At 74.8% G+C, this 12,505-nt stretch carries 11 protein-coding genes; 7 read left to right on the plus strand and 4 right to left on the minus strand.

The features are described from left to right. Positions 1–3 precede the first annotated feature (3 nt). Positions 4–1,779, minus strand: a complete 1,776-nt coding sequence (locus C7456_RS03255; RefSeq protein ID WP_109722324.1) for an SLC13 family permease — start codon at positions 1,777–1,779, stop codon at positions 4–6. Positions 1,780–1,934: 155 nt separating this feature from the next. On the opposite strand from C7456_RS03255, the gene C7456_RS03260 reads away from it, so the two are divergent. Then, positions 1,935–2,882 (plus strand): patatin-like phospholipase family protein, encoded by a 948-nt coding sequence (locus tag C7456_RS03260; protein WP_109722325.1) that lies wholly within the window; start codon positions 1,935–1,937, stop codon positions 2,880–2,882. On the opposite strand, the gene C7456_RS03265 is transcribed toward C7456_RS03260, so the two are convergent. Next, positions 2,860–4,614, minus strand: coding sequence for a patatin-like phospholipase family protein (locus tag C7456_RS03265; RefSeq protein WP_109722326.1), 1,755 nt, complete (start codon positions 4,612–4,614; stop codon positions 2,860–2,862). The two genes, C7456_RS03260 and C7456_RS03265, sit on opposite strands and share 23 nt — an antisense overlap. A gap of 366 nt (positions 4,615–4,980) precedes the next feature. After that, entirely contained in the window at positions 4,981–5,529 is a 549-nt protein-coding gene (locus tag C7456_RS03270; RefSeq protein ID WP_109722464.1) for a DUF4166 domain-containing protein, read from the minus strand. A 103-nt stretch (positions 5,530–5,632) separates the two neighbouring features. Between C7456_RS03270 and C7456_RS03275 the strand changes: the two genes are divergently transcribed. The 6 genes from C7456_RS03275 to C7456_RS03300 all read left to right on the plus strand — a co-directional run bounded on the left by C7456_RS03275 (position 5,633) and on the right by C7456_RS03300 (position 11,997). Continuing rightward, entirely contained in the window at positions 5,633–7,708 is a 2,076-nt protein-coding gene (locus C7456_RS03275) for a M3 family metallopeptidase (RefSeq protein ID WP_109722327.1), read from the plus strand. Positions 7,709–7,793: 85 nt separating this feature from the next. Next, positions 7,794–8,831, plus strand: a complete 1,038-nt coding sequence (locus C7456_RS03280) for an MBL fold metallo-hydrolase (protein ID WP_109722328.1) — start codon at positions 7,794–7,796, stop codon at positions 8,829–8,831. Next, the gene (gene xth, locus C7456_RS03285) at positions 8,828–9,595 is read left to right on the plus strand and encodes an exodeoxyribonuclease III (protein WP_109722329.1); all 768 of its coding nucleotides are present in this window, start codon (positions 8,828–8,830) and stop codon (positions 9,593–9,595) included. The genes C7456_RS03280 and xth overlap by 4 nt, the downstream gene beginning before the upstream one ends. Positions 9,596–9,604: 9 nt before the next feature. Beyond that, positions 9,605–10,288 (plus strand): YecA/YgfB family protein, encoded by a 684-nt coding sequence (locus C7456_RS03290; RefSeq protein ID WP_109722330.1) that lies wholly within the window; start codon positions 9,605–9,607, stop codon positions 10,286–10,288. 238 nt (positions 10,289–10,526) lie between these two features. Next, on the plus strand, positions 10,527–11,360 hold the full coding sequence (locus C7456_RS03295; protein ID WP_109722331.1) for a pirin family protein: 834 nt from the start codon (positions 10,527–10,529) through the stop codon (positions 11,358–11,360). Between the two features lie 172 nt (positions 11,361–11,532). Further along, on the plus strand, positions 11,533–11,997 hold the full coding sequence (locus tag C7456_RS03300) for a hypothetical protein (protein WP_109722332.1): 465 nt from the start codon (positions 11,533–11,535) through the stop codon (positions 11,995–11,997). A gap of 7 nt (positions 11,998–12,004) precedes the next feature. Here C7456_RS03300 and C7456_RS03305 read toward each other — a convergent pair whose 3' ends face one another. Beyond that, a complete protein-coding gene (locus tag C7456_RS03305; protein WP_109722333.1) occupies positions 12,005–12,502 on the minus strand; it encodes a gluconokinase in 498 nt (165 codons plus the stop codon). Positions 12,503–12,505: the final 3 nt, after the last annotated feature.

Consider the following 12,505-nt stretch of genomic DNA (forward strand, 5'->3'; position numbering starts at 1 on the left):
TGCTCAGCGGCCGGGATGGAACGGCCAGAACAGCGGGATCAGCCACATCGACAGCGCGCAGAACAGCGCGATCAGCGGGATGCCCACCTTCATGAAGTCGGTGAAGCGATAACCGCCCGCGTAGTACACCATCGTATTGGTGGGATAGCCCACCGGGGTGGCGAACGAGGTGGCCGCGGCGAACGCCACCGCCACCACGAACGGGCGCGGGTCGGCGTGCACCGCGTGCGCCACGCTGGCGGCGATGCCCACCATCAGCACCACCGAGGGGTTGTGCCCCATCAGCTCGGTGAGCAGCGCGGTGAGCAGGTAGACCATCGCCAGCGCCGCCAGCGGCCCGTGGTCGCCGACCAGCGCCATGCCGCCGTCGACCACCCACTGCGACAGCCCGCTCTTCTCGATCGCCGTGCCCAGCGGCAGGATCGCGCCGAGCAGCACGATGATCTTCCAGTCCATCGACTCGTACACGTCCTTGCGGCCGTAGCAGCCGGCCAGCGCCATCGCCGCGGCGCCGCAGATCGCGGCGATCGGGATCGGCAGCCAGTGCAGCGCCGAGACCAGCACCACCGCGGCCATGATCGCCACCGCCGCCAGCGCGCGGCGCGGCGTGCGCGGCGCGTCCTCGCGCTCGCTCAGCACGACCAGCGCCTCGTCGGCGCGCAGCCGCGGCATGGTCTCCTCGTCGGCCAGCAGCAGCAGCACGTCGCCCACCGCCAGGCGGGTGTCGCTGAGCTTCTCGCGCAGCACGTGGCCGCGGCGGTGGATCGCCAGCACGGTGATCCCGTAGCGCCAGTGCAGCTCGGTCTCCCGCAGCCGCTGGCCCTCCAGCGCGCTGGCCGGCGCCACCATCGCCTCGGCGAGCAGCCGCGGGCGGTCGCCGTCGCGCTCGTAGCGCGTCTCCGGCGCGTTCTCCAGGCCGGCGCGGCGGCGGAACTCCTCCAGCTTGTCCCAGTCGCCGCGCACCAGCAGCACGTCGCCGGCGACCAGCTGCTGCGAGCGCGGCGACCACATGCGCCGCTCGCCGCGCAGCAGTTCCAGCGGGTACACGCCGAAGCGCTCGCCCAGCCGCGCCTCGGCGATGCTGCGGCCGAGCAGCGGCGAGTCCGCGCCCAGGCGCAGCTCGGTGACGTACTTGCCGATCTCGGCGCCTTCCTCCGGCAGCTCCGCGTCGACGTGGCGCGGCAGCAGCCAGCGCCCGACCAGCATCAGGTAGAGGATGCCCGCCACCGCCAGCAGCGCGCCCATGCGGGTGAACTCGAACACGCCGAACGCCGGCAGCCCGTGCTGCCGCGCCAGCGTGTCGGCGAGCAGGTTGGAGGAGGTGCCGATCAGCGTGCACACGCCGCCCATCTGCGCGGCGAAGGCCATCGGCATCAGCACCCGCGCCGGCGAGGTGCGCGTGCGCTGGCACACGCGCAGCGCCAGCGGCACGAAGGTGGCGACCAGCGCGATGTTCTTGACGAAGGCGCCCAGCGGGGCGATCGCCAGCATCATCGCCAGGGTCAGCAGCCACGGCCGGCGGATGCGCAGCAGCAGGCGGATCAGCGGCTCCAGCGCGCCGGAGCGCTCGATCCCCAGGCTCAGCGCGAACATCGCCGCCACCGTCACCGTGGCCTCGTTGCTGAAGCCGGCCAGCGCCTCGCCGGGCGCGACCAGGCCCAGCACCGCCAGCGCCCCGAGCACCAGCAGCGCGACCAGGTCGATGCGCAGCTTCTCGCTGGCGAACAGCGCCATCGCCAGCACGATCAGGGCCAGGGTGGCCAGGGCCGGCCAGTTCATGCGGGGGCTCCGGGACGACCGGGCGCGGGCGGGGCGGCGCGGGGCATGGGCGCATGTTTCCATGCCCCCGCGCGGCTTGCCAAGCCGGCGCATCTTCACGCGCGCGGCCGGGCTCCGTATCGTGGCGGCTCCAGCCGCCGCCGCCCGAAGCCGCCATGGACCAGCCCGCCCGCACCGACCCGCCCCGCCAGCCCACCGTCGCGCTCGCGCTCGGCGCGGGCGGCGCCAAGGGCCTGGCCCACATCGGCGCGATCGAGGAGATCGAGCGGCGCGGCTACCGCATCGTCGCCATCGCCGGCAGCTCGATGGGCGCGCTGATCGGCGGCATCTACGCGATGGGCAAGCTCGACGTCTACCGCGACTGGGTCTCCACGCTGGCCAAGCTCGACGTGCTTCGGCTGGTCGACTGGACCTTCTCCGGCGGCGGCCTGATCAAGGGCGAGAAGATCATCGGCACGCTGCGCGAGCTGATCGGCGACGCGCTGATCGAGGAGCTGCCGCTGGCCTACACCGCGGTGGCCACCGACATCGACCGCGGCCGCGAGGTGTGGCTGGCGCGCGGAGGCCTGTTCGACGCCATCCGCGCCTCCATCGCCATCCCCACCGTGTTCCGCCCGTACACCATCGACGGCCGCCGGCTGGTGGACGGCGCCCTGCTCAACCCGGTGCCGGTGACGCCGCTGGTGCGCGAGCCGGCCGACCACCTGATCGCGGTCAGCGTGGACGGCCCGGCGGAGCCGTCCACGCCGGTGGAGGAGACCGCCACGCCGCCGGACGAGCACAAGCGCCGCCGCATCGCCGGCTTCATCGGCCAGCTGATCCCGCACGGCGAGAAGGCAGCCGAGACGCGCTCGCGCGAACCCGGCGCGCTGGACCTGCTGGCGCAGTCGATGGACCTGATGCAGGCCAACCTGGCGCGGCTGCGCCTGGCCGCCTACGAGCCGGACCTCTTGATCCAGCTGCCGCGCAACGTCTCGGCCGCCTACGAGTTCTACCGCGCCCGCGAGCTGATCGAGCTGGGCCGCCAGCGCACCGCGCAGGCGCTGGACGCCTGGCGGGCGCCGGCGCGCGCGCCGGCCGTCAGCGCGCCGCCCGCCGACTGATCGCCGCCGCGTCGTCGTCCTGCGCTTCCAGCCGGCTCCGCGCATGGCGGTAGCCGGCCTCGACGGCGCGCCGCCAGTCCTTCCACGCCAGCATGCCGACGTGCTCCAGCGGCGGGCTGAGCAGCAGGTCGGCGCGCGCGCGCCGCCCGGCGCTGGCCGCCTCGCCGTTGACCATGCCGGCGCGCACCAGCGTGGAGACCAGGCCGGGGCGCCGCGCCGTGTCCCGCTGCAGCAGCAGCTTCCACCACGGCGGCGTGGCGGCCTCCTGCACGCCGGCGGTGAGGCGGGTGTCGGCGCGGATGTCCAGCGCGGTGATGTGGGCGACGCCGTCGGCGGCCATCACGTCCACCGGCAGGTTGTCCACCAGCGCGCCGTCCACGTGCACCTCGCGCCCGTGCAGCACCGGCGGCAGCACGCCGGGGATCGCGCTGGAGGCGCGCAGCCACAGCCACAGCGGCCCCTCGCGGTGCACCGCCATGCCGTTGCCGGAGAGCGAGGTGGAGACGCAGAAGAACGGCAGCGGCAGGTCCTCGATCGCCAGCGCGCCGAAGGTCCGCTGCAGCATGCGCGCGGCGCGGCGGCCGCGGGTGAGCGCGACCAGCGGCAGCGTCCAGTCCGACAGCGGACGGCCGCGCACGAAGGCCTCGCGGTAGCGCTCGGTCATCGTCTCCAGGTCCCAGCCCGCCGCCACGCCGGCGCCGATGATCGCGCCGATGCTGGTGCCGCCCACCGCGTCGAACCCGTGTCCCGCCTCGCGCAGCGCGCGCAGCATGCCCAGGTGCGCCAGCCCGCGCGCGCCGCCGCCGGCCAGCACCAGGCCGCGGCCGTGCCCGCTGGCCAGCCGCGCCACGCGCGCGACGTCGGCCGCGCCGCAGACGTGGTGGTGGCGCAGCGCGCCGTCGAAGACCGCGCGCCAGCGCCGCGCCGCGCCCAGCGCCGGCTGCCGCCCGGCGTGCAGCAGCAGCAGGTGGCGCGGGCGGTGCCCGCTGCGCTCCGGCCGCAGCGCCGCCGCCTCCGGCCAGGGCCGCGCGGGCTCGGCCGCCTGCGCGGGCAGCAGCAGCGCGTCGGCCTGGCGCAGGCAGCGCGCGCGCCAGGCCGAGGGCCGCGCCGCGGTGTCCAGGTAGATCACGAAGCGCTGCTGCGCCTCGCGCATGGCGAACCAGCCGCTGTCGCGGCCGGCGGCCTGCTCGGCGTCGATCACCGCGCAGCCGCCGTGGACGGACAGGGCGCGCGCGAGCTGCAGCGCCAGCGCGCGCGCCGGCACCGTGGGCGTGCAGGGCAGCAGGGCGAAGGTACGCGGCGCGCCGGGCCGGCCGCCGGCGCGGTCCTCCTGCCAGGCGCGCAGCACCGCCTCGCGCGCCACCGCGGACAGCGCGTGCGGGTGGCGCGCCAGCAGCGCCTCGAAGGCGGCGCGGTCCAGCCGCAAGAGCTGCGAGTCGCGCAGCGCGCGCACCGTGCGCCGGCGCGGCTCGCCGGTGACCAGGCCGGCCGCGCCCACGCTGTCGCCGGCGGCCAGCAGGTGCCGCAGCGCGCCCTGCGCGTCGAACACGCCGAGGCTGCCGCTGGCCAGCAGGTAGAGCGCGTCGGACGGCTCGCCGGCCTTGAACAGCGCCCGCCCGCCGGGCAGGCCCAGCCACACCAGCGCCCCGGCCAGCGCCGCGCGCGCGGCCTCGTCCAGCGCGCCGAAGGTGGCGCTGGCGGCGAGCAGGCGGGGCAGGTCGGACGGCCGCATGACGGCAGGATGTCGGCCCTGCATGACAATCCGGTGCACGCGCCCCGTCCTCCATGACAGGACGGCGCGGAGTCGGCTCCAAGAGCCTGTTGACGATCTCCCCGCGCCCGGCGGGGAAGCCGACTGCGCGCGGGCCAAGGCGAAGGCGTGGACGCCGGTCCACGACGGCGCGGCATGGCGGGCGCCGGCGAGGATCTGGGCAGCGCGGCCGGAGGCCGTTCCCACGGCCCCGCCAGCCTTGCGGGAGCGGCCTCCGGCCGCGATCAGCCTGACGCGGGGCCGCCAACGGCCTCGACCCGGTGCGCTGACGCGGCACGGCGGCGGCACGGCGCGCAGACGCCGCCGAACACGATCACCGGCGCCGCGTCAGCGCGCGTCGTCGATCGCCAGGCGGCCGCGGTAGGCGACCAGCCGCCCGAGCAGCGGCAGGCGCACGTCGACCTCGAAGGCGTAGCCGCCGTCCTCCGCGCCGCTGCGCGAGCGCACCTCGCCGCACAGCGCGCGCGGCAGCGGCAGGCCCAGCCAGCGCACGCCTTGCAGGCGCCAGGCGATCGCCCCGCCGTCGCGCTCGAGCGCGAAGCGCAGCGACACCGGCCCCAGGCGCTCGCACAGGCGGCCGTCCGCGCCGCGGCTCAGCGTGGAGCGCATGCGCCGGCTGGCGAAGTGGCGCGTCCAGGTCTCGCGGCCGTCGCGGCGGCGGATCTCCAGGCGCAGCGCCTGCCCCGCGCCCGGCTCGGGCAGGCCGAGCCAGCGGCGCAGCAGGCGCGCCGGCCAGTGCGGCGCGCCTTCCACCCGCGCCACGCCGTGGGCGTCCAGCCGCGCCTCGCCGCCGTGCATCCGGCGCACCGCCGGCGCCAGCCGCGGCCACTCGGCGGCACCGAGGAGCGCGGGGAACAGGGCGGGCGGCGGCGACATGGCGGCAGCATGCCGCGCGGCCGCGGGCGCGGCAACGAAGCGGCGGCGCCGCTTGATTTCGCCCGGCCGCGTCGCCACGCTGGCGCCGCTGCAAGGAGCCCACATGACCGACACCAACCCGCTGCTGGCCGACGACGCGCTGCCGGCGTTCTCCCGCATCCGCCCCGAGCACGTGCCGCCGGCGATCGACGCCATCCTCGCCGACTACCGCGCCGGCGTCGCCGCGCTCACCGCGCCCGGCGCGCCGCGCGACTTCGCGCACGTGATGCTGCCGCAGGAGCGGCTGGAGCAGCGCCTGGCGCGCGCCTGGGCGCCGGTGTCGCACCTGCACTCGGTGGCCGACAGCGAGGCGCTGCGCGCGGTCTACGGCCCGGCCGAGGAGAAGATCACCGAGCACGCCATCGAGCTGGGCCAGGACCGCGACCTCTACGCCGCGGTGCAGGCGCTCACCGACGCGCCGGGCTTCGCCGCGCTGCCGCGCCCGCAGCGCGCGCTGGTGGAGCACGCGCTGCGCGACTTCCGCCTGTCCGGCGTGGCGCTGGAGGAGCCCGCGCGCACGCGCTTCCGCGAGATCGGCGTGGAGCTGTCGCGGCTGTCCACCGAGTTCTCCAACGCGGTGCTGGACGCCACCGACGCCTGGCACGAGCACGTCACCGACGAGCGCGACCTGGCCGGCATCCCCGAGTCCGGCCGCGCGGTGCTGCGCCAGTACGCCAGGGAGCAGGAGCTGGAGGGCTACCTGGTCACCCTCAAGCAGCCCAGCGTGCAGGCGGTGCTCACCTACGCCGACAACCGCGCGCTGCGCGAGCGCGTGTACTGGGCCTACCAGACCCGCGCCTCCGACCAGGGCCCGCACGCGGGCAGGTACGACAACTCCGCGCGCATCGAGAAGATCGTGGCGCTGCGCCACGAGGCGGCGCGGCTGCTCGGCTTCGCCAACGCGGCGGAGGAATCGCTGGCCACCAAGATGGCCGGCTCGCCCACCGAGGTGATGGAGTTCCTGCACGACCTGGCCGCGCGCGCGAAGCCGGTGGCGCAGCGCGAGCTGGACGAGCTGCGCGCGTTCGCGCACGACGAGCTCAAGCTGGACAACCTCGAACCGTGGGACGTGGCCTACGCCGCGGAGAAGCTGCGCCAGGCGCGCTACGCGCTGGACGAGGAGCAGCTCAAGCCCTACTTCCCGCTGCCGGCGGTGCTGGACGGGCTGTTCGCCATCGCGCAGCGGCTCTACGGCGTGACGCTGGCGCCGCGCGAGGGCGTCGACGTGTGGCACCCGGACGTGCGCTACTACGACGTGCGCGACGCCGACGGCCGCGTGTTCGCCGGCGCCTACGTCGACCTCTACGCGCGCGCCGGCAAGCGCGGCGGCGCCTGGATGGACGTGTGCCGCGCGCGCTTCGACGACGGCGCGCAGCCGCAGCTGCCGGTGGCCTTCCTCACCTGCAACTTCGCCCCGCCCACCGAAGGCCGCCCGGCGCTGCTCACCCACGACGACGTGCTCACCCTGTTCCACGAGTTCGGCCACGGCCTGCACCACCTGCTCACCGAGGTGGGGCTGCCCGCGGTGGGCGGCATCGAGGGCGTGGAGTGGGACGCGGTGGAGCTGCCCAGCCAGTTCATGGAGAACTTCGGCTGGAACCGCCAGGCGCTGGACCTGTTCGCGCGCCACTGGCAGACCGGCGAGCCGCTGCCGGAGGCGCTGTTCCAGCGCATGCTGGCGGCGCGGCACTTCCACGCCGGGCTGTTCCTGGTGCGCCAGCTGGAGTTCGCGCTGTTCGACTTCACCCTGCACCTGGAATACGACCCGGCCGAAGGCGCGCGGCCGCTGGCGGTGCTGGAGCAGGTGCGCAAGGCGGCGGCGGTGCTGCACCCGCCGGCGTGGCAGCGCTTCCCGCACGCCTTCACCCACATCTTCGCCGGCGGCTATGCGGCCGGCTACTACAGCTACCTGTGGGCCGAGCTGCTCAGCGCCGACGCCTTCGGCGCGTTCGAGGAAGCGGCCGCCGAGCGCGGCAGCGTGCTCGACCGCGCCACCGGCGAGCGCTTCCGCCGCGAGGTGCTGGCGGTGGGCGCCACGCGCCCGGCGCTGGAGAGCTTCGTCGCCTTCCGCGGGCGCAAGCCCGAGCCGGAGGCGCTGCTGCGCAGCCACGGGCTGGCCTGCGCGCCGCCGCGCCCGTGACCTGCGGCACGGGGCGCGGCGTCCGCCCTTGCGCGGCGCCGGCCGTGCGCCCATGTGCTGCGGAACCCCCGGAGACGAGTGGCGCATGGCCTGGCGAAATCCCCACTACGATCCTTCCCGCGCGCACCACACGCCGGAAGGTTTCCGCAACCTCGAACCGGAACAGCGCCGGCCGGGCGACCTGCAACGCTGGCGCGCGGAGCGCAAGGCCGCCGGCCTGCCGATACCGCCGCGCGAGGGCTACGAGGCATTCGCGCGGCGGTGGTGGCAGCCGGCGGACCTCGGCGGCGAGGAAAACGCCGCGTGGTGGCTCGGCCATGCCTGCGTGCTGCTGCGGCTGGACGGCCGCTACGTCATCACCGACCCGGTGTTCTCCGAGCGCGTGTCGCCGTTGTCCTTCATCGGGCCGAAGCGGCGCACGCCGCCCGCGGCGACCATCGAGCAATTGCCGCGCATCGACGCCGTGCTGGTCTCGCACAGCCACTACGACCACCTCGACACGGCCAGCATCCGCGCGCTGGCGAAGCGCTTTCCCGAGGCGGCGTTCGCGGCGCCGCTCGGCCTGGCCGCCACGCTGCGCAAGCTCGGCGCGCGCCACGCGCACGAGCTGGACTGGTGGCAGTCGCTGGACACCCACGGCTTCGAGCTGACCTGCGTGCCCGCGCGGCACTGGAGCGCGCGCACGCCGTGGGACCGCAACCGCACGCTGTGGGGCGGCTGGGTCGCGCGGCACGGCGGCTTCCGCTTCTACTTCGCCGGCGACACCGGCTACTCGCCGCGGCTGGCGGAGATCGGCGCGCGGCTCGGCCCGATCGACCTCGCCGCGCTGCCGATCGGCGCCTACGCGCCGCGCTGGTTCATGCGCGCGCAGCACATCGACCCGGCCGAGGCCGTGCAGCTGCACCGCGAGCTCGGCTGCCGGCACTCGCTGGCGATCCACTGGGGCGCGTTCGAGCTGGCCGACGATCCGCTGGACGAGCCGCCGCGCCTGCTGGCCGAGGCGCTGGCCGCGCAGGGCGTATCGGCCGAGGCCTTCCGCGCGCTGCCGGTCGGCGCGCGCTGGCCGCTGGCCGAAGGCGGCGCACGAGCCGCCGCGGCGCATCGCTTACAATCGGCCCGATGAAGATCGCCAGCTGGAACGTCAACTCGCTCAAGGTGCGCCTGCCGCAGCTCGCGCAATGGCTGGCCGACGCGCGGCCGGACGTGGTGGCGCTGCAGGAAACCAAGCTGGAGGACGCCAGGTTCCCGGTCGACGAGCTGGCCGCCGCGGGCTACCGCGCGGTGTACTCGGGGCAGAAGACCTACAACGGCGTGGCGATCCTCGCGCGCGGGGAACCACAGGACGTCGTCACCGACATCCCCGGCCTGGACGACCCGCAGCGGCGCATCCTCGCCGCCACCATCGGGGACTTGCGCGTGGTCGACCTCTACGTGGTCAACGGCAAGGCGGTGGGCGATCCCAAGTACGCCTACAAGCTCGACTGGCTGGCCAAGGTGCGCGAGTTCCTCGCGCGCGAGCACGAGCGCCATCCGAACCTCGTGGTGCTGGGCGACTTCAACATCGCGCCGGACGACCGCGACGTGTACGACCCGGTCGCCTGGGGCGGCGAAGTGCTTTGCTCGCCGCCCGAGCGCGAGGCGCTCAAGCGCATCACCGACCTCGGCCTGCACGACAGCTTCCGCCTGTTCGAGCCCGACGGCGGCCACTACAGCTGGTGGGACTACCGGCAGGGCGCGTTCCGGCGCAACATGGGCCTGCGCATCGACCTGATCCTGCTCGGCGACGCGCTGAAGCCCGCGGCGCGCGCAGCCGCCATCGACCGCGAGCCGCGGCGCTGGGAGCGCCCGTCGGATCACGCGCCGGCAACGCTCGACCTGGATATTTGACGAATCCAAATGAACACCACCTCCGACGCCTGGCCCAGCTCGCTGGACGACTCCGAACTGGACGAACTGGACCGCTACCTGCGCGCGCACGCCGAGGAGGGTCACCTGCTGCTCGACGGCGTGCACGGCCTGCTCTCCGCGCTGGCGGTGGGCCCGGTGCAGGTGCTGCCGGAGGAATGGCTGCCCGAGGTGCTGCACGAGCCCTTCGCCGACGAGGCCGAGGGCAACCGCGTGCTGGCCCTGCTGGCCAAGCTCAACGACTCCATCGTCGCCGAGCTGGAGGTGGACGCCTACGAGCCGATCCTCGGCGAGGTGGACACCGAGGACGGCCCGGCGCTCTCCGCCGCCGGCTGGTGCGAGGGCTTCAGCCGCGGCATCGACCTGCGCGCCGGCCTGTGGGAGAAGCGCCTGGCCGACGACCCGCAGCTGATGGAGCTGCTGGGGCCGGTGATGGCGCTGGCGGTGGACGAGGGCATCCTCAGCGCCGAGGCCGAGTTCGAGAAGCTCAGCGACGAGGAATACGACGAGTGCCTGGCGCAGCTGCCGGCGGTGCTGGGCGCGGTGAGCCGCTACTGGCACGAGCATCCCGCCACCGCGGGCGAGCTGGACGCGCTGGCGCAGGCGGCCGCCGGCCCGCGCGAGAACGACGGCACGCCGCCGCCGCGCCAGCGCAGCGGGCACTGGGTGCATTGAAGGGGCGAAGGATGAGGAGCCAGTAGCGAGGGCGCAGGCCCCCATGCCTCGCCGTCCGCGGTCCGCAAGCCAGCGCGACGCCGGATTTTTGCGCCCTCGCCACTCACTACTCGTCCCTTACCGCTCCGGAAACACTCGTCCCTCGCCGCCCCGGAAACGCTCCGTTCCACCCGCGCGCCTTGGCTCACCGCCGCCGCGGGCGCATCTTGGGCGCCATGCGATCCACCGGAGGCAAGCCATGAGCGAACGCCGCATCCTGCGCCGCATCCGCGGCACCGACACGTCCGACGGCGCGGGCGTGCGCCTGAAGCGCATCATCGGCCAGCCGGGCCTGGACATGCTCGACCCGTTCCTGCTGCTGGACGAGTTCCGCTCCGACAGCGCCGACGACTACATCGCCGGCTTCCCCGAGCACCCGCACCGCGGCTTCGAGACGGTGACCTACATGCTCGCCGGGCACATGCGCCACGGCGACAACCACGGCAACCGCGGCGACCTCGGCCCCGGCAGCGTGCAGTGGATGACCGCCGGCCGCGGCATCCTGCACTCGGAGATGCCGCAGCAGGAGAACGGCCTGATGTGGGGCTTCCAGCTGTGGGTGAACCTGCCGGCGGCGGACAAGCTGACCGCGCCGCGCTACCAGGACATCGCGCCGGAGCGCATCCCCAGCGTGCGGCCGGCCGAGGGCGTCACGGCGAAGGTGATCGCCGGCACGCTGGCCGGCGCCACCGGCCCGGTCGAGGGCATCGCCACCGCGCCGGTGTACCTGGACCTCGCGCTGGAGGCGGGCGCGCGGGTGGACATCCCGCTGCCGGAAGGCCACCACGCCTTCGCCTACGTGTTCGACGGCGAAGCCGCCGGGGTGGCCGGGCAGAAGCTCGCGCGCGGCGAGCTGGCGGTGCTGTCCGACGGCGCGAGCGTGCGCCTGGCCGGCCTGGACGCGCCGGCGCGCGTGCTGCTGGTCGCGGGCCGCCCGCTCGACGAGCCGGTGGCGCGCTACGGCCCGTTCGTGATGAACACGCCCGAGCAGATCCACGAGGCGATCGCCGACTTCCGCGCCGGCCGGTTCTAGCGGCCGGCACGGTACCGGGGAGTTTCTCCGCCCTTCGTCCTGGCGCATGATGCGTCCGGGACAAGGGCCAAGGGGTCGAGGCATGCAGCCAGGCGGACGGGGCACGCACGAGACGGCGCGGTCCGGCCGCCGGCGGCGCGCCGGCGCCGGGGCATGGATCGTCTGCATCGCCATGCTCCTTTTCGCGGGCGGCATGTACGCATTCTTCGCCCAGCGCGGTTGGACGCTGCGCGACGGCATCTTCGAGGGCGTCTGCGTCGCGCTCGGCCTCGGGCTCCTGGCGAGCTGCCTTTCGCGGCGCGCCTTCCTGGTGCTCTCGCGCATCGGCGCCGGACTGGTGTTCGCCGCCTACCTCGGCTACCTGCTTTACGAATGCTTTTATTCGGGCCAGGCTTGGCGCGTGGGCGACCCGGCGCAGCCCTCGCCCTTCGCCGCGACGCTCGGCCTGCTGCTCTGGGGGCTGCCCTGCCTGCTGTATGCGCTGTGGGGAAGTTTCTGGGGGCGCGCCGGCGTGACGCCCCCCGCGCACTGGTCGCGCCACGACGTGCTGGTGCTGCGCGTGGCGATGTACGCGCGCCGCCTCTTCCTCCTGCTGCTCGTGCTGGCGGTGGTGCGCCAGGTGCTTGCCCTGGTCTGAGCGGGCTTCAGGACTCCCGCCCGCCCGCCCGGATGGCGCGTTCCACCAGCGCCGCGACGGGAAGCGTCGCGTCCAGCACCAGTGCATGCTCGTCCATGGACGGTTCCTCCAGCGTCTGCAGCTGGCTGTCGAGCAGCGAGACCGGCATGAAATGTTCGCGTTCCCGCACGCGGCGCAGCAGTTCCGCCCGCGGGGCCCTCAGATACACCAGCCGCCATCCGGGGGCGGCGGCGCGCAGGTAGTCCCGGTACGCACGCTTGAGTGCCGAGCAGCTGATCACGCCCGGGCGCCGCCGTTGCGCGTGGTCGGCGATCCAGCCGGCGACGCGCGCCAGCCACGGCGCGCGGTCGGCGTCGTCGAGCGGGATGCCGGCGCACATCTTGGCGACGTTGGCCGGCGGGTGCAGCGCGTCGCCCTCCTGGAAGTCCCAGCCCAGCGCCTGCGCCAGCGCCGCGCCGAAGGTGCTCTTGCCGGCGCCGGACACGCCCATCACCACGACCACCATCGC

It is taken from the genome of Fulvimonas soli (assembly GCF_003148905.1).
Lineage (GTDB): Bacteria > Pseudomonadota > Gammaproteobacteria > Xanthomonadales > Rhodanobacteraceae > Fulvimonas > Fulvimonas soli.